This is a genomic window from Nitratireductor sp. StC3 (assembly GCF_003015025.1).
GTDB lineage: Bacteria > Pseudomonadota > Alphaproteobacteria > Rhizobiales > Rhizobiaceae > Mangrovimarina > Mangrovimarina alexandrii.
Window position 1 is genome coordinate 1 of the sequence record NZ_PYBP01000005.1, and the last position, 22,279, is coordinate 22,279.

The following is a 22,279-nucleotide window of genomic DNA, read 5'->3' on the forward strand; positions in this document are numbered from 1 at the left end:
CTGCATCGACCGCACACGAGCCTTGAGGGCCTCACACCGAACGAATTTGCAACCCGGTCACGAATGGACCACAACGTGAACAGCGCTAGCCTATGAATGGGTACATTCAGGGGAGCACGTCACCGACAACGCTAGCCCCACCGCCGCTTCTGCCTCCTTTGCGACCAAGGGGTCTCCAGGCCCAAATAGATCATCTATGTCGAGCGATGCGGGAGACACATCGAAAAACATAAGTGAAATGTGGGCTCCGATTCTCCCGCACCTACTCGTAACTCATTGAAATCATAGCGAATGCGTTAGCCCTCCGGGCCCACCATTTTCCCGATCTCACGGCAGTTGGCGTCGCGCGCGCCCGGGGGCGTCGCGCGCCGAAAGGCGGGCCGCGGGCGCGGTCTTGTTCCGGGTCGGGGATTTCTTTCGCTTCCGGCAGAACCGCTTTGGAATCACCCCGTTTTAGGCCAACCGCCGCGGATTGGGCGCGCGGGGGCGGCCGTGGCTCCGGCGCATCGAGCGAAGAGGGGCGGGCGTTCTTTCGCCTGTCCTGGCTATTCCGGCCCGTGCCGCCGGCGTTTCGCCTGCGTCCGGCAATTTTGCGTCGATCCTTCGCAGTCTGCGGCTTGCCGACGAGGTCGCGACGGCCATGGCCCATCGGACAGGCGGGACTGCGCTCTGGTCAGACGCCGGCGGTGCGCCTAGCCTGTCGTCACGCAGGGCGGGACGCCGAGACGCCGAGACGCACCGGATGCCCCGCCGGAGCGGTCATCCACGCGCATGAGAGGAGCCATCCCGACCATGAACAAACCAGCCGAAATTTCCACCGCGCCGCGGCGCAGCGTCGTCGTGCAGGGATTCACCAACAGCGTGCTCGACCCGGACGCACCGATGCTCGGCCCGGTCGAGAACGGCGGCACCATCATCGCCAACACCGCGCCCGGCTGCTGGGGGCCGATGATCACGCCGCGCCTGCGCGGCGGCCATGAGGTGACGCAGCCGGTCCATGTCGACGGGGCCGAGCCCGGCGACGGCATCGCGATCCGCATTCGCGACATCACCGTGACCGCGCTCGCCACCGCGTCGGGCCACGATTCCTCGCCGGAGGGGTTCTGCCTCGGCGATCCCTATGTCGCCGCGCGCTGCCCGACCTGCGACGCGCTGTGGCCGGAAACCCATCTCGAGGGGATCGGCCAGGACGCGGTCAAGTGCGACCGCTGCGGCAACGCGGTCAAACCGTTCGAGATCGTGCACGGTTACACGGTGGTGTTCGACGAGACGCGCCAGGTCGGCGTTACGGTGCCGAAGGCGGCGGCCGAGACGATCGCGCGCAACGCCCATCACTACGCCGCGCTGCCCGACCGCTCGGTGCAGCATCCGATCCTCGCCTTCGCGCCGTCGGACATGGCCGGCGTGATGGTGCGCATGCGCCCCTTCCTCGGCCAGCTCGGCACCACGCCGTCGCACGCTCTGCCGGATTCGCACAATGCCGGCGATTTCGGCGCCTTCCTGGTCGGCGCGCCGCACGACTATGCGATCACCGCCGAGCAACTGGCGGCCCACAAGACCGACGGCCATATGGATATCGATGCCGTGCGGCCGGGCGCGATTCTGATCGCGCCGGTCAAGGTGAAGGGGGCCGGCGTCTATATGGGCGACATGCACGCCGCCCAGGGCGACGGCGAGATCGCCGGCCACACGATGGACGTCGCCGGCAGCGTGACGCTGCAGGTCGAGGTGGTGAAGGAGTATCCGATCGACGGGCCGGTGCTGTTTCCGCTGCTGGAGGACCTGCCGCCGCTGGCGCGCCCGTTCAGCGCCGACGAGCGCGCCCGCGCGCTGCGGCTGGCCAAGGGGTGGGGCATGGATACGGTCGAGGAGCTGGCGCCGGTCTCGGTGATCGGCACGGCGGCCGACATGAACGCGGCGATCGACAACGGGCTGCAGCGGGCGGCGACGCTGCTCGGCCTGAGCGTTGCCGAGGTGCGCAACCGGGCGACGATCAACGGCGCGATCGAGATCGGCCGCGCGCCCGGCGTCATCCAGGTCACCCTGCTCGCCCCGCTCGCCCGGCTCGACGCCGTCGGCCTGGGCGGCTACGCGCGCGAGCAGTACAATCTGTGAAGCCGGCCCCGGCCGCGCGGGTCGCATCGCGCGGCCCGCGCGCCGGCGCCATCGCCGGTTTGTCCGGGCGGGCGCGATGCGGTGACCGCGCCCAAGCCGGACGATCGCATGCCGACCCCTGATTTTTCGCTTGCGCGCCGCGACCGCGCGGGTTAGACGACCGCAAGTCGAAATATCCGGATTTCTGGAATTATGGATAAGATAGCCGCTCTGGACGCGCTGGCCGCGCTCGGCCAGGAGACCCGGCTGGAGGTGTTTCGCCTTCTGGTGCGCGCCGGGCCCGACGGGCTTGCGGCCGGCGAGATCGCGGCGCGCCTGTCGACGGTGCAAAACACCATGTCGGCGCATTTGAAGGTGCTCGACCGGGCCGGGCTGATCGCGGCGCGGCGCGAGGGCCGCAGCGTGTGCTACGCCGCCGACATGACCGGGTTTCGCGACCTGCTCGCCTTCCTGATGGAGGATTGCTGCAACGGCGCGCCGGACCTGTGCCGGCCGGCGATCGCGGCGGCGACCTGCTTGCGGCGGGACGAACACGAAGCAACCGAACACGATGCGTGGACAGGGGTGTCATGAGCGAACGGATCTACAACGTCCTTTTTCTGTGCACGGGCAACTCGGCCCGTTCGATCCTTGCCGAGGCGATCCTCAATCGGGTCGGAAACGGGCGCTTCAGGGCGTTTTCGGCCGGCTCGCAGCCGAAAGGCGCCGTCCATCCGGCCACGCTGCGGCTGCTTGAGGCGATGAACCACGATACCGGCTTCGCGCGCTCCAAAAGCTGGGAGGAATTTTCCGGACCCGACGCGCCGACCTTGGATTTCGTCTTCACGGTCTGCGACAGCGCGGCGGCCGAAAGCTGTCCGATCTGGCCCGGCCAGCCGATGTCGGCGCATTGGGGCGTGCCCGATCCGGCCGCGGCCGAGGGCACGGAGGCGGAGAAAAACCTCGCCTTCGCCGACGCCTACCGCATGTTGTCGAACCGCATCGCCGTCTTCACCAGCCTGCCGCTCGCCTCGATCGACCGACTGACGCTGCAAAAGCGGCTCGACGCCATCGGTGGCGATGTCGCCAAGGCCGGATGACCCTCGACCGAACCCCGCAGGACAAGCGCATGACAGACCAGGTTTTCAACCGCGCCGCGGCTTCTGCCGGCGGCATCGGCTTTTTCGAAAAATATCTGTCGGTGTGGGTGGCGCTGTGCATCGTCGCCGGCATCGCGCTCGGCAATCTGGTGCCCGGTCTGTTCGGCCTGCTCGCCGGTCTCGAATACGCCTCCGTCAACCTCGTCGTCGCCGTGCTGATCTGGGCGATGGTGTTTCCGATGATGGTCAATGTCGACTTTTCCAGCCTCGGCCAGATCGGCGACCGGCCGAAGGGCTTGGTGCTGACGCTGGCGGTCAACTGGCTGGTCAAGCCCTTCACCATGGCCGCGCTCGGCGTGTTGTTCTTCGAGCATGTGTTCGCGCCCTGGATCGAGCCGGCCGATGCACAGCAATATATCGCCGGGCTGATCCTCCTGGGGGCTGCGCCATGCACGGCGATGGTGTTCGTGTGGAGCCAGCTCACGCGCGGCGACGCCACCTATACGCTGGTGCAGGTGTCGCTCAACGACGTGGTGATGATCTTCGCCTTCGCGCCGATCGTCGCGCTGCTGCTCGGCGTCACCGACATCGCCGTGCCCTGGGAGACGCTGCTTCTGGCGACCGGGCTCTATGTGGTGATCCCGCTTGTCGCCGGCGCGCTGACGCGCCATTGGCTCACCCGGCGCGCCGAAGGCAGGGCCGCGCAGGAGGCCGTTTCCCGTTTCACGGCGTCGCTGAAACCGGTCTCGGTGATCGGCCTTCTGGTCACGGTGGTGCTGCTGTTCGGTTTCCAGGGCCATGTGATCGTCGCCCGGCCGATACTGATCGTGCTGATCGCCGTGCCGCTGCTGATCCAGTCCTACGGCATTTTCTTTCTCGCCTATGCGGCGGCGAAGGCGTGGAAAATACCGTTCAACGTCGCGGCGCCCTGCGCGCTGATCGGCACGTCCAATTTCTTCGAGCTGGCCGTGGCCGTCGCCATCAGCCTGTTCGGCTTGAATTCGGGAGCGGCGCTTGCCACGGTGGTCGGCGTGTTGGTCGAGGTTCCGGTGATGCTGTCGCTGGTGGCCTTCGCCAACCGCACCCGGCACTGGTTTCCGCCGGGGCCCGATAGCAAATAGAACGACGAGACACGCATGACGATCACCATCTACCACAACCCGGCCTGCGGCACGTCACGCAAGACACTCGCCGCCATCCGCGAGGCGGGCGTCGAGCCGGTCGTGGTCGAGTATCTCAAGACGCCGCCGACGCGCGAGAAACTGGTCGCGCTGATCGCCGCGATGGGCGTGGCGCCGCGCGCCGTCCTGCGCGACAAGGCCGCGCCCTATCACGAGCTCGGCCTGGGCGAGGGCGCCTGGAGCGACGACGCGCTGATCGATGCCATGGTCGCGCACCCGGTCCTGATCAACCGGCCGATCGTGGAAAGCCCCAAGGGCACCGCGCTCTGCCGGCCCTACGAGCGCGTGCTGGCGCTGTTGCCGGATGCCGGGCCCGGCGCTTTCGAGGGCCTGGACGGCGCGACGGCGGCCGCCGGTGCGGACAGACATGCCTGCGGTTGACGGGCCCGCGCCGGCGGCCGCTTGTGCCGGCCGCCTGCCGGTTCGGGCGGCACGTTTCCGCGGGGCGGCGGCGCTTTTGCGCCTGGCGCGGATGTTTTTGCCGTGATCGCAATGCCGCGGCGCCGCCGACGCGGGGCCTGCGACAGTGTTGCAGCGAGATCGTTGCACGCCCCCCTTGCAAGGCCGGCTTTCATGACGAGACTGGGCACGCAAGCCGGCCGCGGCTTGCGGCGACGCTGCTGTTTCCTTGCGCCGTCGTCATGTTCTAGTGTGTGTAAGGGTGTGACCGATGCCGGCAACCGCCGGATTGTCCGGTCGCGCCCCTGGGGAGGCTTTATTTGGCCGACGAATTGATGCTGGCGTTCGGCGTGCTTGCGTGCCTGCAGGCCAAGCATTTCATTGCCGATTATCTGCTGCAGCCACGCTGGGTCATCCGCGCCAAGGGGCATTTCGACCAGCCGGGCGGCTATTGTCACGCCGGCGTGCACGCGCTCGGCTCGGTGCCGGCGCTGCTCCTGGCCGGGCTTGGACTGCCGCTTTTGGCGGCCTTCATGGCGGCGGAGTTCGCCGTGCATTTTCTGATCGACCACGCCAAGGCCCGCCACGGCATGAAAAGCTGCAAGGGCCCCGATACGGCCGCCTTCTGGGCCATGCACGGCTTCGACCAGTTCCTGCATCATATGACCTATCTGGCGATGACGGCGGGCGCGCTGCGGCTGGCGGCACGGTCCGTGGTCTGACAGGCGGCGCGCCGGCGCGCGTGCCGCAGGCGCCTTTCGGCGTGAAACCAAAAGCGGCCTGTCGCGTTTGAAGGAACATGTCCTTGAGTTCGAATGACGAGTATCGCCGCCCCGGATCACTCTTGCTGCTGGCGGCGTTTCTGGCCGTCGTCATCGGCGTCGGCACTCTGATCGGTTCTGCGACGGTGCCGGGCGCGTGGTATGCGGGCCTGCAAAAACCGCCCTTCAGCCCGCCGAACTGGATCTTCGGCCCGGTCTGGTTCACGCTCTACGTGCTGATCGCCATTGCCGGCTGGCGGACCTTCCTCGCCGACCATGACGGCACCGCCATGAAACTTTGGTACGGGCAGATGGCGCTGAACTGGCTCTGGTCGCCGGTCTTCTTCGCGCTGCACCTGGTCTGGCCGGCATTCGTCGTGATCGTCGCCATGGCGCTGCTGGTCGTCGGCTTCGCGGTCAATCGCTGGCGCGCCGACCGCCTGGCCGCCGCCCTGTTTGTGCCTTATGCGGCCTGGGTCGGCTTCGCCGCCCTCCTCAACCTGTCGATCGCGATCCTCAATTAAAGCGTTTCCAGGCGAAGTGGAAGCCGGTTCGCCGTTCGGAAACGCGTCAAAACAATAGGTTGGAGCCGGTCTGCGATCCCGCGGAAAGCAGAACGGTTCGAGCCGGGCGTCAGAACACCGGCGCGCCGTCGCCGGCTCAGCGCGTCACGATCTCCGGGCCCATCAGGCTGTAGGGCAGCCAGGTCGACAAGACCGGCACATAGGTGACCAGGATCAGGAAGGCGAACAGCACCGCCACGAAGGGGGCGGCGGCGCGCACGACCTGGATCAGGCTCATGCCGGTGATGCCGGAGGTGACGAACAGGTTGAGGCCGATCGGCGGGGTGATCATGCCGATCTCCATGTTGACCACCATGATGATGCCGAGATGGACCGGGTCGACACCGAGTTCCATGGCGATCGGAAACACCACCGGCGCCACGATCAGGAGCAGGCCGGAGGGTTCCATGAACTGGCCGCCGAGCAACAGCAAAAGGTTGACCGCGATCAGGAAGGTGAACCAGTTGAAGCCGTAGCCGATCATCAGGTCGGTGATGGCGTCGGGGATGCGCTCCGAGGTCAGGACATGGGCGAAAAGCAGCGCGTTGACGATGATGAACATCAGCATGATCGTCGTCTTCGACGCGTCGGTCATGACCTTGCGCGTGTCCTCGTTGAAGAACATGCGGAAGAAGTTGCGGCCCATCAGCGCGACATTGCGGCCCCAGATCGGCAGGCCGGCGACGATGTAGCCGGGAATGTTGAAGGGGTTGGATTCGCGGTCGCGCCACACCGCGTAGGCGACCATGACGGCGAGCGACAGCACCAGGCCGACGAGCGCGCGGCCGCCCGCGGTCACGCCTTCCCATTCGGCGGTGGCGAAGAAGGACAGGATCATGAACACGAAAAAGAAGGCGAGGGCGTAGACGAGGGCCGAAAAGCCGACGCGGGCGCGCTTGCTGTCGGTGTCCTGGATCCAGCGCAAGCCCTTGAGCGGGCCCATGTCGCGATAGACGAACAGCGCGACGAAGAAGGCGTAGACGGCCGCGACCGCGGCGGCCTCGGTGGGCGTGAAGACGCCGCCATAGATGCCGCCCAGAATGATGATGATCAGGAACAGGCCCCAGCCTGCCTCCTTGCCGCCGGCCAGAATTTCGCCGAACCCCTTCCACTCCTCGGCCGGCAGGTTGCGGATGCGCGCCAGCACGTAGATCGCCGCCATCAGCATCAGCCCGGCGACGAGGCCGGGCACGACGCCGGCCAGAAACATGCGCCCGACCGACACGTCGGTGGCGGCGGAATAGACCACCATGACGATCGAGGGCGGGATCAGGATGCCGAGCGTGCCGGCATTGGCGATGATGCCGGCGGCGAAGTCCTTGCTGTAGCCGACCTGGCGCATGCCGGCGATGGCGATCGTGCCGATGGCGACCACGGTCGCCGGCGAGGAGCCGGACAGCGCGGCAAACAGCATGCAGGCCATGACGCTCGCCATCGCCAGGCCGCCGCGGAAATGGCCGACCGTGGCGATCGCGAAACGGATGATGCGCCTGGCCACGCCGCCGGTCGACATGAAGGCGGAGGCGAGGATGAAGAAGGGGATGGCGAGCAGCGTGTAGTTCTGCGAGGCGGTGAAAAGCTGCAGCGCCACCGAGGACATCGAATCGGCGGAGAAGAAGGCGATGATGATGATCGACGACAGGCCGAGCGACACGGCGACCGGCACGCCGAGAAACAACAGACCCAGGACGAGAACGAACAGAATGGCGGCTTCCATGGTGCTCAGTCCTTCAGGATGTCTTTGTGTTCGGAGACGAGCTCCTCGGCCTCGTGGCCGGCGATCACCAGTTCCCGCTCGCCGCGCAGGATGGCGATCATGGCTTCCAGAGACCGGAAGGCGAGCAGCGAAAGGCCGATCGGCAGCATCAGATAGGCGATCCAGCGCTGCACCCGCTCCTGGGTGCCGAACAGCGACTGGATCAGCTCCGGCCAGCGCAGATCGTCGAGGCCGGTGCCGCGGTCGAACATGAATTTCCAGTAGCCGATGGCGCCGGTCTGGCGCCAATTGGTGCTGACGTCGACCCCGAACCAGGCGAGCCAGCCGGCATGCAAGAGCATGAAGGCGTAGAGGAAGGCGCAAAACGCGCCGAACACGGCCACGACGCGGAAGGCGGGCTTGGGCAGGAAGCGGATGAAGGCGTCGACGCCCAGATGCATGTGCTGCTTGATGCCGTAGCTCATGCCGAACAGGATCAGCCAGGCAAACAGGATACGCGTCAGTTCCAGCGCGCCGCTCCAGCCGGTGTTGAAACCGTAGCGCGCGACGACCTGGAAGAACGACACCAGGGTAATGATCGCCATCAGCGCGGCGATGAAGTTTTCTTCAAGCCGGGTGATCGCCTCGGGCCAGCGCCGCTCGGCCGCGAAGAGGATCACAACGAGCGCGATCAGGCCGAGGATCGGCCACAACAATGCCATTGGATGGTTCCCCCGCTTTGGACCGGCCGCGCTTTAAGGCGCGGCAGGAGAAGGACACGGCCGGGTCGCCCCGGCCGTGTCCGCGTCTTTTACGATCAGGAGCCGGCGCCCGCGGCGGCGTCGATCAGGTCCTTGCCGATATCGCCCTCGAACTTGTCCCAGACCGGCTTCATGGTCTTGACCCATTCGGTCCGCTGCTCGGGCGTCAGGGTGCGGATTTCGCCGTTGGCGTCGAGGATGCCCTGGCGGCAGTCGGCTTCCTTCTTGCCGACCTCGTCATTGGCGGCGTTGGTGACGTCCTCGGCGATCGCCAGAAACTGGTCGCGGACGTCGGCGTCGAGGCCGTTCAGCCACTCGGTCGAGGTGACCAGCAGATAGGCCAGCGCCTGGTGGTTGGTCTCCGAGATGCCGTCCTGAACCTCGAAGAATTTCTGCTTGTAGATGTTGCACCAGGAGTTTTCCTGGCCGTCGACGACGCCCGTCTGCAGCGCGCCGTAGACTTCCTTGAAGGCCAGTTTCTGGGCCGAGGCGCCCATCGCCTCGATCATCGCCACGGCGACGTCGGAGGTCTGGACGCGGAATTTCAGCCCGTTGGCATCGGTCGGCACCAGGAGCGGCTTCTTGGCGGAGAAATATTTCATGCCCGACATCCAGTAGCCGAGTCCGGTATAACCCTGGTCCTCCATCACCTTGAGAAGGTTCTTGCCGGCCTCGCTGCCGGTGAAGGCGCCGACGGCTTTCAGGTCGGCGAAGATGAAGGGCAGGTCGAACAGCCGGTATTTCAGCGTGTAGGCCTCGAACTTGGACAGCGACGGGGCGGCGAGCTGGACGTCGCCGAGAAGCAGCGCCTCCATCACCTTGTCGTCGTCGAACAGGGTCGAGTTGGCGAACACCTCCATGCAGGCCTTGCCGTCCATCTCCTTGTTGACGCGCTCGGCCAGAAGCGTGGCGGCGTCGCCCTTGGGGTGGCCGGTCGCGGCCACGACATGGCTGAACTTGATGACCATCTCGCCATCGTCGCAGCCTTCGGACGCGACGGCCTGTCCGGCAAACAGCGCCATGGCGAGCGCCGATACGGCGCCGAGAAGCTTTTTCATGATCGTCCTCCACTTGGTGGGCCCAGGCCCGGTTGTGCTTTCACATCCACGGCTTCCGCCGCGCTTGCGCTCCCCGGGGAGCGCGGCAGCGGTCCGCGCCGTGGCGGCGGACGCGCCGCTCGTCGTCTTGCTAGCAAGAGCGGTGCCAGTTTCGAGACGCCGCAGGCTTTTCTTAAGAAATGCTTTCAAATCAGGCGGCTGGGCGTCTGTGCGCCCGCGACCGCCCGATCCGCTTGAAGTGGCGATGTTACGTCGATCACACATCGCGCCAGCGCCGTGGGTGGATATCTACCCATCGTCGTGCCCACCAAGTCCGAGCTTTTTCATCTTGTCGTAAAGGCCCTTGCGCGAGATGCCGAGCGCTTCGTAGGTCTCTTTCTGGCGTCCGCCGTGGCGTTTCAATTCGGCCTCGATGACCGAGCGCTCGAAGGCGGCGAGCCTGTCTGCAAGCGTGCTGGCGCCCCCGGCCGCGACGGGCGCATCCGGCGAAAAGCCGCGCCACAGCCCGAGCACCCAGCGATCGGCGACATTGCGCAGTTCGCGCACATTGCCCGGCCAGTCATGGGCGGTGAGCTCGGCTTCCAGCGCCGGGTTCATTTCGGGCATGTCGCGGCGGTAGCGGGCGCGCGCCTCGCGCGCCAGATGGGTGAACAGCAGCGGAATGTCGTCGCCGCGCTCGCGCAAGGGCGCGATCTTCAGCGTCGCCACGTTCAGCCGGTAAAACAGGTCGGCGCGGAAGCGGCGCGCCTCGCTCTCGGCCTTGAGGTCGGCCTTGCTGGCGGCGACGAAGCGCACGTCGAGCGGGATCGAGCGGTTGGAGCCGAGACGTTCGACGGTGCGGTGTTCGATGGCGCGCAGCAGCTTGACCTGCAGCTCGAGCGGCATCGATTCGATCTCGTCGAGGAAGACGGTGCCGCCGTCGGCGTGCTCCAGCTTGCCGATGCGCATTTTCTGGGCGCCGGTGAAGGCGCCGGCCTCGTGGCCGAACAGTTCGCTTTCGAAAATCTCCTTCGGTAGCGCGCCGCAATTGATGGCGACGAAATTGGCGCGCGCGCGATCGCCGAAATCGTGCAGGGCCCGCGCCACGACTTCCTTGCCGGAGCCGGTTTCGCCCAGAATGAGCACGTCGGCGTCGGTGCCGGCCAGAGCCGCGATCTCCTCGCGCAGGCGCCGCATGGCCGGGTTGCGACCGACCAGGCGCGATTCCAGGTCGCCGGAGGCGTCGAGCGTTTCGCGCAGGACCCGGTTTTCCAGCACCAGGCGGCGTTTTTCGATCGCCCGGCGTACCACCGATGTCAGGCGGTGGACGGGGAAGGGTTTTTCGATGAAATCGTAGGCGCCGTCGCGCATCGCCTGGACGGCGAGCGCAACCTCGCCATGGCCGGTGATCAGCACGACCGGCAGCGCCGGGTCGATCTCCAGGCAGCGGCGCATGAGTTCCATGCCGCCCATGCCGGCCATGCGGATGTCGGTGACGATACAGCCATAGAGCTCGCGGCCGATGTCGGGCAGCGCCTCCTCCGCGCTGCGGTAGGCGGTGACGGCGAGGTCCTCGATTTCGAAACCCTGGACGAGGGCGGGGCGCAGATCGTCGTCGTCGTCGACAAGCAGGACGCGGGCGTCGCTCATGAGGCTTTGGCGAGCGTCTGCGGGGGGGCGGCGGCGGCCGACAGCAGAACGGTGAAGCGCGCGCCGCCGCCCGGGACGGCGGAGACGTGCACCGCGCCGCCGAATTCGCGCACGATATTGTAGACGATCGACAGGCCGATGCCGACGCCTTCGCCGACGCCCTTGGTGGAGAAGAACGGTTCGAACACCTGCTCGCGCAGCGCGTCGGGAATGCCGGGACCGTTGTCTTCCACGGTCAGCGCGACGCGCTCGCCGAGGCGGCGCGCGCCGATCGTGACCAGGGGCGCGTCCGGCCGGCCCTGCGAGCCGATGCCGCAGAGCGCGTCGAGCGCGTTGTTGAGCAGGTTGACCACCACCTGGGTGAGGCGCAGCTTGCCGCCGCGCACCGCGAGGTCGGGCACGATCGCCTCGCGCCGGATCTCGATGCCGGCATTGCGCGCCCTCGGTCCGACGAGCATCAGCGCCTCCTCCAGCACCGGGGCAAGCGCGACATCGCCGATTTCGGTGCCCGGCTTGCGGGCAAACGACAACAGCGTGCGCGACAGTTCCGACATGCGGTCGACGAGACCGGAAATGCGGGTCAGCGCCTCGCGGACGGACTCGGCGCGGCCGCGCTGCAGAAGCGCGGTCGCATTGTCGGCATAGGTGCGGATGGCGGCCAGCGGCTGGTTGTATTCGTGGCTGAGCGTGGCCGACATCTGCCCGAGCGCGGCCAGCTTGGCGGCCTGGATGAGCTCGTTCTGGGTCTTGCGCAATTGCGCCTCGGCCTCGGTGCGTTCCCTGACCTCGTGGGCAAGGGCCGCGTTGGCCTGGGTCAGGTCGGCGGTGCGCTCCTGGACCAGATGTTCGAGCCGGTGCGCTTCGGCCTCAGCGCGCGCCTGGCGCAGCGCGAAGGCCTCGCGGCGCTTGACGAGGAAGAAGGAGAGGCTGCCGGCGAGCAGGGCCGCCAGCACGACGACGAGGCTGGCCGTGCGTCCGGCGGCCACCACCGGCGCGCGGTCGGCCAGCACATGCAGGGTCCAGCCCATCAAGGGCAGGTCACGCCGGGCGGAAATATAGCCGAGGCCGGATTCGCCGGTTTCGGCGACCACGCCGTCTCCGTCGGGATCGCCGCTCAGAACCGCGTCGCCGCCCGCCGGGCCGAACAGGCGGCGCTGGTTCCATTGCGTGCGGTTGGAGATGAAGACCAGGCCGCCGGCATCGGCCACGGCGATCGGGTTGGCCGAAAGCGACCAGGTCTGCTCGATCCGGTCGATGCGCACATAGACCGCGATCACCCCGACCAGCGCGCCGCCGCGCCGGACGGACGCGGCGAACACGTAGGCGCGTTCATTGTCGTCCGACCGGGTCTCGCGGCCGAGACGGCCCTGTCGCGCGGCGTCGAGCAGGGCGTTTTCGTTGAGGCGCGAATTGTCGAATATGCCGCGCGCGGAGGCGAAGATGCGACCGGTCGCATCGGCGAAGGCGACATCCTTGGCGCCGGAATAGCCGGCGATCTCGAAGGCGACGTGGCGGGCCGCCGCACGCGCCTCGCCGTCATGCGGCGGAGCGAACAGGGCGATGATGTCGTCGCGTCGCGCCAGCAGCGGCGGCAGGAGGCGGTATTTTTCGAGCACGCCCGACAGGGTCTCGGATTGCAGGGCCAGCGCCTCGCTGGCGGACGCCTCGACCGCGCGCCGGGCCTGGGCGCTGCCGAAGGCATAGCCGAGCCAGGCCAGCGCCGCGCCGCAGACCAGCGTGGCGGCCAGCACCGCGAAGCCGATGCGCGCATAGCGCCTCCGGATCAGGCTTTCGCCGGCATGGATTTCGGCCGGACCCACATTCTCCTCCCCGTGCGCCTTGTCCGCGACCGTGTCGTCGTGGTGCGGCGGCGCACTTGTTTTGCCATGGTTTGGGCAAAATATCGGTGCGCGTCCAGCCTTTTCTGGCGGTGCGCATGCTGGCCTGCCACAGGTGGCGCGAACGATGCGGCCACGCCATGACCTGGATCAAGCGCGGCCGGCGCCGCGGGGCGCGCGCCCTCAGCGCGGCTGCCGGTCGAACAGCGGCAGGATCCAATCGCGAAAGGCGCGCGTCTTGGGCGCGTTGCGCCGGGCCTGCGGATAGACCAGGAAATAGGCTTGGCCCTCCGTGCCGACGATGTCGAAGGGCTGGACCAGTAGGCCCGCCTCGATCTCCTGGCGGTAGAAGGCCGTCGTCAACAGGGCCACGCCCTGGCCGGCGATCGCGGCGCTCGCCTCGACGGCCTGCGACCCCAGGCTGGTGTGCGGCCGTCCGGCGAGCGCGTCGGGGGCAAGCCCGGCGCGCGCCAGCCAGTCTGGCCACCAGGGGTCGTTGGGCGACACGATCGGCAGCTTCAGCAGGTCGGCCGGCTCGCGCAGCCCGCCCGCCGAGGCGGCCAGCCCGGGCGACAGCATCGGCGAAAAGTCGGTGCCGATCAGTTCGTGCTCGATCAGGCCCGGCCAGCCGCCGGAGCCCGAACGAACGGCGATGTCGGCCTCGTCGCGGGCGAAATCGATGACCTTCTGGTCGGTCTCGATGCGGACCGCGATGCCGGGATGGGCGATCTGGAAAGAGCCGATATGGCGCGCGAGCCAGGCGGAGGCGAATGTCTGCAGCGTGTTGATGACCAGCGTGCCCTGCGCGCCGTGGCGGGCCTCCTGCCAGGCGGCGGCGATCCGCTCGAAGGCCTCGCCGATCGCCGGCGCCAGGCGGCTGCCGGTCTCGGTCAGCTCTATCCGGCGCGGGCGGCGGACGAAAAGCGGCACGCCGACCCGCTCCTCCAGAACCTTGATCTGATAGCTGACCGCGGCCTGGGTCATGCCGAGCTCGCCGGCAGCGCGGGTGAAGCTATTGTGCCGGGCGACGGCCTCGAAGGCGCGCAGCGCAGCCATGGGCGGGAGCGGCGCAACCATGATGGATAAAACTCCCTTATGTGTTCCGGTTGCCGTTTGATTGGAAAATCTAGGCTTTTCCGGTCAGAGTCCCGATCGACGCATCAATAATCAAACATAGGGAAGGCGGTGTGCCATGGCCAGCGCAGATTATCTCTCGCGACTTTTGGCGCCGCGTGGCCGGTCCTGGATCGGGCGTGTCGCGGCTTTCCTCGTCCGGCCGCGTTCGCGTCGGCGTCGCCTCGATCCGCGCACGCTTCCCGATCATCTCCGGCGCGACATGGGCTTTGCCGACGGCAACGACCCGCGCGGACGGCGCGCGCAGCGCCCGGACTGGCCCGACATGATCTGAACGGCATGGTGGCCGGGAGGGTCCGCACTTCCGCGACATCTGCAATATAATGCAATTATGGTCGCTGCCTTGGGTCAAGTTTTTGACAAAAAAGCCGAAACGAGGCTGATGCGGATGGAATGGTTTGCAATCCATGCGTTCGCCTCCAGGAGAATGCTTGCCTTTCGCGGCGTGTTTGTGCATGATATCGCATAAATCCGCCGCCTGATCATATGGTTGTCGCGGAGCCAGAATCGCATTCGGGAGGAGGATGGTTTTGGGTCAGGAGAACGGCAACGCCGCCGCCTATTTCATCGACAGGCATGTCGCGGCGGGGCGCGGCGAGGCCGTTGCCTTCGTCGAATGCGGGCAAGAGGGGCGGCGGCTGAGTTATGCCGACCTGTCGCGGGAGGCCGGCCGCATGGCCGACCTGTTTTGCCGCCACGGGGTGCGGCGCGAAGACCGGGCTACGATGATCGTGCTCGATCAGATCGAGTTTCCGGTGATCTTCTGGGGCGCGCTGAAGGCCGGCGTCGTGCCGGTGCCGCTCAACACGCTGCTTTCGGCCGATTATTACGAGATCATCCTGGCCGACAGCCGCGCCAAGGCGCTGTTCGTGTCGCGCGAGCTCCTGCCGGTGGTCGCGCCGATTCTCGGCCGGCTGCCGGAGCTCGCCACGGTGTTCGTGGTCGGCGGCGCGGCGGACGGGCATGCCGATTTCGCCGCCGAACTCGCCACCAGCCGGGACGGCGGCACGGTCGAGGCGAGCGCGGACGAATGCGCCTTCTGGCTCTATTCGTCGGGCTCGACCGGCCGGCCGAAAGGGGTTCGCCACCTGCATGGCAGCCTGAAGGCGACCGCCGATACGTTCGGCGCAAAAATTCTCGGCATGCGGGCAGACGATGTCGTGTTGTCGGCGGCCAAGCTGTTTTTCGCCTACGGGCTCGGCAACGCGATGACGTTTCCGATGGCGGCCGGCGCGACGGCGGCGCTGTTCAAGGGGCGGCCGACGCCGGACGACATGTTCGCCGCCATCGCCCAGATCAGGCCGACGATCTTTTGCGGCGTGCCGACGCTCTACGCGGCCATGGTGGCCGCCGCCGGCGGGGCGCGGCCGGACGGGATGGACAGGCTCAGGCTTTGCGTGTCGGCCGGCGAGGCGTTGCCGGCCGAAATCGGCAATGGCTGGAAGGCGGCGACCGGCGTCGACATTATCGACGGGGTCGGCTCGACCGAGATGCTGCACATCTTCCTGTCGAACGCGCCCGGCGACATCGTCTACGGCACGTCGGGCGTGGCCGTGCCGGGCTACGCGCTGCGGCTGGTCGACGAGACCGGCGTCGAGGTCGGGGTCGGCGAGGTCGGCGAGCTTCTGGTCGACGGTCCCTCCGCGGCGGAGAATTACTGGAACCAGCGCGAGAAGAGCCGCTCGACCTTCGAGGGGCGCTGGACGCGCACCGGCGACAAATACGAGCGCACCGCCGAGGGCCGCTTCGTCTATTGCGGGCGCACCGACGACATGTTCAAGGTTTCCGGCATCTGGGTGTCGCCGTTCGAGGTCGAGCAGGCGCTGGTGACCCATCCCGAGGTGCTGGAGGCGGCGGTGGTGGCCGACCGCGACGAGGCGGGGCTGGAAAAGCCGCGCGCCTTCGTCGTCTTGAAGACCAAGGTCGCGGGCGACGGGCTGGAGCAGGCGCTCAAGGACCATGTGAAGGCCAAGGTCGGCGCCTGGAAATATCCGCGCCGGATCGATTTCGTGCCCGACCTGCCGAAGACGGCGACCGGCAAGATCCAGCGTTTCAAACTCAGACAAGGAGCTGCCTGACATGTGGACCAGCGGCGAAAGCATGGTGATCCGGACCCGGGGCGTGTCGCTCGAGGGCAGGGGCTACGGCCCGACGCCGGAGCGCGCGCCGACGATCGTGCTCCTGCACGAGGGGCTCGGCTGCGTCGAGCTGTGGCGCGATTTCCCGCAAAAGCTCGCCGAGGCGACCGGTTATGGGGTGTTCGCCTATTCCCGGCAGGGATATGGCCGCTCGGACGCGGCAGCGCTGCCGCGCCCGCTCGACTACATGACCCGCGAGGCGGTCGACGTGCTGCCCGACGTGCTCAAGGCGATCGGCTTCAAGAAAGGCGTGCTCGCCGGCCATTCCGACGGCGCCTCGATCGCCGCGATCTATGCCGGCTCGGTCCAGGACCACCGGGTGCGCGGGCTGGTGCTGATGGCGCCGCATTTCTTCACCGAGCCGATGGGGCTCGACGCGATCCGCGACGCGCGCCAGGCCTATGACGAGGGCGACCTGCGCGCGCGGCTCGGGCGCTATCATCGCGATGTCGACAATGCGTTCCGGGGCTGGAACGACGCCTGGCTCGATCCGACATTCGAAGCCTGGAACATCGAGGAGGTGATCGCCTATATCCGCGTGCCGGTGCTGGCGATCCAGGGCGTCGACGACCAGTACGGCTCGCGCGCGCAGATCGAGGCGCTCGAGACGCAGAGCTACAATCCGGTCGACATTGCGATGCTGGAAGACTGCCGGCATTCGCCGCATGTCGACCAGCCGGCCCGCACGCTCGCGGCGATGGCCGAGTTCGTGGCGCGGCTCGACGCGATCGAGGCGGCCGAGGCGGAGGCGGCATAGCCGGCGAGGCGCGAACGGTGCCGGAAAACAGCATGTCCGATCGCATTTTCGGTCAAGTCGCGGCCTGGCCGCTGCCGGACACCGCCTTCGTGCCCGGCGTGACGCGCCGGCCCGAAAGCGGGGTCTTCATCGACATCGCCGATGCCGCGCCGGAGACGACCGATCCGGCCGGCTGGGCCGACAACCAGGCCTGGCTCTACGGTTTCGCGCTCTACGGCAACGGCTTCTTCTGGGAGGCGCACGAGGTCTGGGAGCCGGTGTGGATGGGGCTCAGGCCCAACAGCGCCGAGCGGATGCTCGTCCAGGGCATGATCCAGCTGGCCAATTGCTGCCTGAAGCTCGGCATGGGCCGGCCGCGCGCGGCCGGCCGTCTTGCCCATCACGCGGCCGACTGCCTGTGGAACGCCGGGCATGGCCGAACGGAGCGCGTGATGGGGGTCGACGTGGCGCAGCTCGCCGAGGCGTCGATCGCCTTCGCCGCGGCGATCGACGCGGAGGCCGGCTCCGGCGCCTTGGAGCGCCTTGTGGCACGGCGGCCCGTATTGGCATGGAAAACATGAATTATAATTCATATTGAGCATGAAATCTGCGGAGCAATCGGCGAAATATCGCTATAATTGAGCCAATCGGGCTTGGAATTTGCATCATATTGCACTAGAGTGCAGCAGCAAGGTGGAGGCAGAGCGTGGCCAAGACAATCGATTTCCAGACCGACCCGTCGCAGTATCGCCACTGGCGGATCGATTATGACGGCGAGGTCGCGCATCTGTTCATGGATGTCGACGAGAATGGCGGCCTGTTCGAGGGCTACGAGCTCAAGCTCAATTCCTACGATCTCGGCGTCGATATCGAGCTGGCGGACGTGGTCCAGCGGATGCGCTTCGAGCATCCCGAAATCAAGGTCGTTGTCCTGCAGTCGGGCAAGGACCGGGTGTTCTGCGCCGGCGCCAATATCCGCATGCTGGGCGGGGCGGCGCACACCCACAAGGTCAATTTCTGCAAATTCACCAACGAGACCCGCAACACGTTCGAGGCGGCGGGGGCGGAGTCCGGGCAATATTACATCTGCGCGGTCAAGGGCGCGTGCGCGGGCGGCGGCTACGAACTGGCGCTCGCCTGCGACCACATCATCCTGGCCGACGACAGCTCGTCCTCGGTCGCGCTGCCGGAAGTGCCGCTCCTGGCCGTGCTGCCGGGCACGGGCGGGCTCACCCGCGTCACCGACAAGCGCAAGGTACGCCGCGACCACGCCGACGTGTTCTGCTCGATCGAGGAGGGGGTGAAAGGGCGCCGGGCCAAGGACTGGCGTCTGGTCGACGACGTCGTGCCCAACACCAAATTCGCCGAGACGGTCGCGGCCCGCGCGCGGGAATACGCGGCCAAGTCGAAGCGGCCCGCCGACGCCAAGGGGATTACGCTGACGCCGCTCAAGCGCGATTTTTCCGAGGACGGATCGGCGACCTATTCGAGCGTCGAGGTCGAGATCGACCGCGAAAAGCGCATCGCGCGGCTGACCGTGCACGGTCCCGACGCCCCGGCGCCGGCCTCCGTCGAGGCGCTGCACGCCGAGGGCGCCGAAAGCTGGATGCTGCGGGCGGCGCGCGAACTCGACGACGCCATTTTGCATCTGCGCAACAATGAACTCGAGATCGGTGTCATCGTGTTTCGCAGCCAGGGCGACCCGGCTCTGGTCGCCGCGCACGAAGCGTTTTTGCTCGACAATCGCGACGACTGGCTCGCCAACGAGATCCTGCTTTACTGGAAGCGGGTTTTGAAACGCGTCGACATGACCTCGCGCTCGCTGGCGGCATTGATCGAGCCGGGCTCCTGTTTCGCGGGTCCCCTGGCCGAACTCGCCTTCGCCGCCGACCGCTCCTATATGGCCGACGGCGAGTTCGAGGGCGACAACCGCCCGGTCGCGACGCTGACCCTGACCAAGGGCAATTTCGGGCCGTACCCGATGTCGAACGACCTGACGCGCCTGGAGACGCGCTTTCTCGGCGAGCCGGCGAGCGTCGGGGCGGCCGAGGAACGGATCGGTGAGGCGCTGGAGGCGGACGCGGCGAGCGGGCTCGGCCTGGTCACCTTCGCCTTCGACGACATCGACTGGGAGGACGAGGTGCGCATCTTCCTGGAGGAGCGGGCGAGCTTTTCGCCCGACGCGCTCACCGGCATGGAGGCCAATCTGCGCTTCGCCGGGCCCGAAACCATGGAGACGCGCATTTTCGGCCGGCTGACGGCCTGGCAGAACTGGATATTCCAGCGTCCCAACGCGGTCGGCGAGACCGGCGCGCTGCAGCGCTACGGCACCGGGCTGCGCGGCGAATTCGACATGAAGAGGGTGTGAGGACCGTCCACGGCGCACGGCCGTTCGGGCCGGCCCGTTTCCTTCGCCCCGGCGACCAATCACGGCTTACAGTCTTGCGGGAGTGACCTATGTCCGAACTGATCAATGTTTCCTACGACACGATGATCCCCAACAATGTCGGGCTTTCGTCCGACCGGCGCGTTCTCAAGGCGCTGGAGAAGTGGCATCCGGGCTACATCAACTGGTGGAACGACCTGATCCCGCAGAAATTCCAGGAATCGCTGGTCTATCTGCGCACCGCGATCTCGGTCGATCCGAAGGGCTGGGCCAAGTTCGACTACGTCAAGATGCCGGAATATCGCTGGGGCATCCTGCTCGCGCCGCAGGTCGAGGATCGCCGCATCCCGTGCGGCGAACAATACGGCGAACCGGCCTGGCAGGAAGTGCCGGGCGAACACCGCGCCATGCTGCGCCGGCTGATCGTCATCCAGGGCGACACCGAGCCGGCCTCGGTCGAACAGCAGCGCCATCTCGGCAAGACCGCGCCGTCGCTCTACGACATGCGCAACCTGTTCCAGGTCAATGTCGAGGAGGGGCGGCATCTGTGGGCGATGGTCTATCTCTTGCAGAAATATTTCGGCGCCGACGGCCGCGAGGAGGCCGACGAATTGCTGCGCCGCTCGTCGGGGTCCGAGGAGGCGCCGCGAATGCTGGGCGCCTTCAACGAGGCCACGCCCGACTGGCTGTCCTTCTTCATGTTCACCTATTTCACCGATCGCGACGGCAAGATGCAGCTCGAAAGCCTGGCCCAGTCCGGCTTCGATCCGCTGTCGCGTACCTGCCGCTTCATGCTGACGGAGGAGGCGCATCACATGTTCGTCGGCGAGACCGGCGTGGGCCGGGTCATCCAGCGCACCTGCGAGGCGATGAAGGAGGCCGGCATCGAGGATCCCTACGACATCCAGGCGGTGCGCGCGCTCGGCGTCATCGACCTGCCGACGATCCAGAAGAAGCTCAACCTGCACTACACGCTGTCGCTCGACCTGTTCGGCTCGGAAGTGTCCACCAACGCCGCCAACGCGTTCGCCGCCGGCATCAAGGGCCGCTATCAGGAAACCAAGATCGACGACGACCACCAGCTCAAGGATGCGACCTATCCTGTCGTCCAGCTCGTCGACGGCAAGGTGGTGACGGCCGATCTGCCGGCGCTGTCGGCGATCAACATGCGGCTGCGCGACGACTATATCCGCGACTCCCAGGGCGGCGTGAACCGCTGGAACGCGATGATCGCCAAGATCGGCATCCCGTTCGAGATGAAGCTGCCGCATCCGGGTTTCCATCGCCAGATCGGCGTGTTCGGCCAGGCCAACATCACCCCCGACGGCGAGATCGTGTCGAAGGAGGAATGGGACAAGAAGCGCGACGAATGGCTGCCGTCGAAAGCCGACGGCGACTATATCGCCTCGCTGATGGTGCCGGTGTGGGAGCCGGGCAAGTTCGCCGGCTGGATCGCGCCGCCGCGCGTGGGGATCGACAACAAGCCCGGCGATTTCGAGTATGTGCAGCTGCACATGGCGTAAGGCGAGACCCGGCCTGCGCGCCCGCCAGAGGGGGCGCGGGACCGGTCTTGAAACCAGAACCCCGGAGCGAAGATTTTCATGACCGCGCTCGTCAAACAGCATCTGATCGATCCGGAAATCTGCATCCGCTGCCACACCTGCGAGGAGGCGTGCCCGATCGACGCGATCACCCACGACGACAACAATGTCGTGGTCGACGCCTCGATCTGCGATTTCTGCATGGCCTGCATCGCCCCGTGCCCGACCGGCTCGATCGACAATTGGCGGATCGTCAAGACGCCCTATTCGCTGGAGGAGCAGCTGTCCTGGATGGAGCTGCCCGAACAGGAGGAGTTCGAGGCCGGGGACGGGGCGGGCGGCGGCGCGATCGAGGCGCTGGACGACGAGGTCGCCGCCCTTCTGGCCGAGGCGCACAAGGGCGCAGGCGGCGCGGCCAAGGCGCCGGCCTCCGCGGCCAAGCCGACGGTCAACCTGTTCACCGCCGCCAGCCCGGCCGTCGCCACCGTGCAGGGCAATTACCGGCTGACCGGCGACAATGCCGATTCCGACGTGCGCCACATCATCCTCGATCTGGGCACGACCTCGTTTCCGGTGCTGGAGGGCCAGAGTGTCGGCATCGCGCCGCCGGGCACGGACGAAAACGGTCGGCCGCACCGCATGCGGCTTTATTCGGTGTCCTCGCCGCGCGACGGCGAGCGCCCGAACACCAACAACCTGTCTTTGACCGTCAAGCGCGAGCCGCACGGGCTGGCCTCCAACTATGTCTGCGATCTCAAGCGCGGCGACCAGGTCAAGCTGACGGGGCCGTTCGGCTCGACCTTCCTGATGCCGAACGATGCGCGCGCCGCGATCTTGATGATCTGCACGGGAACCGGCTCGGCGCCGTTTCGCGGCTTCACCATGCGCCGCCAGCGCGCCGCGTCTGGCGAGACCGGCGGCATGATGCTGGTGTTCGGCGCGCGCCGTCCCGATTCGCTGCCCTATTTCGGCCCGCTGAAAAAGGTGCCGGACGCGCTGCTCGACAAGCATCTGGTGTTTAGCCGGGTGGAGGGGACGCCGCGCGAATATGTGCAGGACCGGATGCGGGTCGAAAAGGACAAGATCGCGACCATGCTGGCCTCCGACACCACCCATGTCTATGTGTGCGGGCTCAAGGCGATGGAAGCCGGCGTGGAAGAGGCTTTTGCCGACATCGCGCGCGGGGCGGGGCTCGACTGGAAGGCGGTGCGCGACACGATGCGCGACACCGGCCGCTACCATGTCGAGACCTATTAGCGGAGCA

20 protein-coding genes are annotated in these 22,279 nt (G+C 67.0%); 14 read left to right on the forward strand and 6 right to left on the reverse strand.

What is annotated here, in order from left to right; translation table 11 throughout:
• The first annotated feature begins 792 nt into the window (after nucleotides 1-792).
• The 7 genes from C7T96_RS11800 (at nucleotide 793) to C7T96_RS11830 (ending at nucleotide 6,059) form a co-directional block, all read left to right on the forward strand.
• Nucleotides 793-2,115 carry an acetamidase/formamidase family protein gene (locus tag C7T96_RS11800; protein WP_106571444.1) on the forward strand — a complete coding sequence of 441 codons (1,323 nt, stop codon included), beginning with the start codon at nucleotides 793-795 and terminating at the stop codon, nucleotides 2,113-2,115.
• Between the two features lie 192 nt (nucleotides 2,116-2,307).
• On the forward strand, nucleotides 2,308-2,688 hold the full coding sequence (locus C7T96_RS11805; RefSeq protein ID WP_106571445.1) for a metalloregulator ArsR/SmtB family transcription factor: 381 nt from the start codon (nucleotides 2,308-2,310) through the stop codon (nucleotides 2,686-2,688).
• Nucleotides 2,685-3,194: an arsenate reductase ArsC gene (locus tag C7T96_RS11810; RefSeq protein WP_106571446.1), complete on the forward strand. Its 510-nt coding sequence runs from the start codon at nucleotides 2,685-2,687 to the stop codon at nucleotides 3,192-3,194. Before C7T96_RS11805 ends, C7T96_RS11810 begins: the two co-directional genes overlap by 4 nt.
• A gap of 29 nt (nucleotides 3,195-3,223) precedes the next feature.
• Nucleotides 3,224-4,315: an ACR3 family arsenite efflux transporter gene (arsB, locus tag C7T96_RS11815; RefSeq protein WP_106571817.1), complete on the forward strand. Its 1,092-nt coding sequence runs from the start codon at nucleotides 3,224-3,226 to the stop codon at nucleotides 4,313-4,315.
• Nucleotides 4,316-4,330: 15 nt separating this feature from the next.
• Entirely contained in the window at nucleotides 4,331-4,756 is a 426-nt protein-coding gene (gene arsC / locus C7T96_RS11820) for an arsenate reductase (glutaredoxin) (protein ID WP_106571447.1), read from the forward strand.
• Nucleotides 4,757-5,094: 338 nt separating this feature from the next.
• Complete coding sequence (locus C7T96_RS11825; protein ID WP_238719866.1) at nucleotides 5,095-5,496, forward strand: DUF3307 domain-containing protein; 402 nt, start codon at nucleotides 5,095-5,097, stop codon at nucleotides 5,494-5,496.
• An 83-nt stretch (nucleotides 5,497-5,579) separates the two neighbouring features.
• Nucleotides 5,580-6,059 carry a TspO/MBR family protein gene (locus C7T96_RS11830; RefSeq protein WP_338036304.1) on the forward strand — a complete coding sequence of 160 codons (480 nt, stop codon included), beginning with the start codon at nucleotides 5,580-5,582 and terminating at the stop codon, nucleotides 6,057-6,059.
• A 136-nt stretch (nucleotides 6,060-6,195) separates the two neighbouring features.
• On the opposite strand, the gene C7T96_RS11835 is transcribed toward C7T96_RS11830, so the two are convergent.
• From C7T96_RS11835 to C7T96_RS11860, 6 genes are all read right to left on the reverse strand, one after another.
• Complete coding sequence (locus tag C7T96_RS11835; RefSeq protein ID WP_106571449.1) at nucleotides 6,196-7,815, reverse strand: TRAP transporter large permease; 1,620 nt, start codon at nucleotides 7,813-7,815, stop codon at nucleotides 6,196-6,198.
• A gap of 5 nt (nucleotides 7,816-7,820) precedes the next feature.
• Nucleotides 7,821-8,516 (reverse strand): TRAP transporter small permease, encoded by a 696-nt coding sequence (locus C7T96_RS11840; protein WP_106571450.1) that lies wholly within the window; start codon nucleotides 8,514-8,516, stop codon nucleotides 7,821-7,823.
• Between the two features lie 95 nt (nucleotides 8,517-8,611).
• On the reverse strand, nucleotides 8,612-9,613 hold the full coding sequence (locus tag C7T96_RS11845) for a DctP family TRAP transporter solute-binding subunit (protein WP_106571451.1): 1,002 nt from the start codon (nucleotides 9,611-9,613) through the stop codon (nucleotides 8,612-8,614).
• A gap of 288 nt (nucleotides 9,614-9,901) precedes the next feature.
• A complete protein-coding gene (locus C7T96_RS11850) occupies nucleotides 9,902-11,242 on the reverse strand; it encodes a sigma-54 dependent transcriptional regulator (protein WP_106571452.1) in 1,341 nt (446 codons plus the stop codon).
• Nucleotides 11,239-13,062, reverse strand: a complete 1,824-nt coding sequence (locus tag C7T96_RS11855) for an ATP-binding protein (protein WP_106571453.1) — start codon at nucleotides 13,060-13,062, stop codon at nucleotides 11,239-11,241. The genes C7T96_RS11850 and C7T96_RS11855 overlap by 4 nt, the downstream gene beginning before the upstream one ends.
• A 201-nt stretch (nucleotides 13,063-13,263) precedes the next feature.
• Entirely contained in the window at nucleotides 13,264-14,157 is an 894-nt protein-coding gene (locus C7T96_RS11860) for a LysR substrate-binding domain-containing protein (RefSeq protein WP_106571454.1), read from the reverse strand.
• Between the two features lie 115 nt (nucleotides 14,158-14,272).
• Here C7T96_RS11860 and C7T96_RS11865 point away from each other — a divergent pair, with 115 nt between their 5' ends.
• The 7 genes from C7T96_RS11865 (at nucleotide 14,273) to boxA (ending at nucleotide 22,272) form a co-directional block, all read left to right on the forward strand.
• A complete protein-coding gene (locus C7T96_RS11865; RefSeq protein WP_106571455.1) occupies nucleotides 14,273-14,488 on the forward strand; it encodes a hypothetical protein in 216 nt (71 codons plus the stop codon).
• 256 nt (nucleotides 14,489-14,744) lie between these two features.
• Entirely contained in the window at nucleotides 14,745-16,292 is a 1,548-nt protein-coding gene (locus C7T96_RS11870; protein ID WP_199190471.1) for a benzoate-CoA ligase family protein, read from the forward strand.
• Nucleotide 16,293: 1 nt separating this feature from the next.
• Complete coding sequence (locus C7T96_RS11875) at nucleotides 16,294-17,109, forward strand: alpha/beta hydrolase (protein WP_106571457.1); 816 nt, start codon at nucleotides 16,294-16,296, stop codon at nucleotides 17,107-17,109.
• Nucleotides 17,110-17,141: 32 nt separating this feature from the next.
• Nucleotides 17,142-17,669, forward strand: a complete 528-nt coding sequence (locus tag C7T96_RS11880; RefSeq protein ID WP_106571458.1) for a DUF309 domain-containing protein — start codon at nucleotides 17,142-17,144, stop codon at nucleotides 17,667-17,669.
• A gap of 125 nt (nucleotides 17,670-17,794) precedes the next feature.
• Nucleotides 17,795-19,456, forward strand: a complete 1,662-nt coding sequence (gene boxC, locus C7T96_RS11885; protein ID WP_106571459.1) for a 2,3-epoxybenzoyl-CoA dihydrolase — start codon at nucleotides 17,795-17,797, stop codon at nucleotides 19,454-19,456.
• Between the two features lie 89 nt (nucleotides 19,457-19,545).
• Nucleotides 19,546-20,997: a benzoyl-CoA 2,3-epoxidase subunit BoxB gene (gene boxB, locus C7T96_RS11890; RefSeq protein WP_106571460.1), complete on the forward strand. Its 1,452-nt coding sequence runs from the start codon at nucleotides 19,546-19,548 to the stop codon at nucleotides 20,995-20,997.
• A gap of 78 nt (nucleotides 20,998-21,075) precedes the next feature.
• Nucleotides 21,076-22,272, forward strand: a complete 1,197-nt coding sequence (gene boxA / locus C7T96_RS11895; protein ID WP_106571461.1) for a benzoyl-CoA 2,3-epoxidase subunit BoxA — start codon at nucleotides 21,076-21,078, stop codon at nucleotides 22,270-22,272.
• Nucleotides 22,273-22,279: the final 7 nt, after the last annotated feature.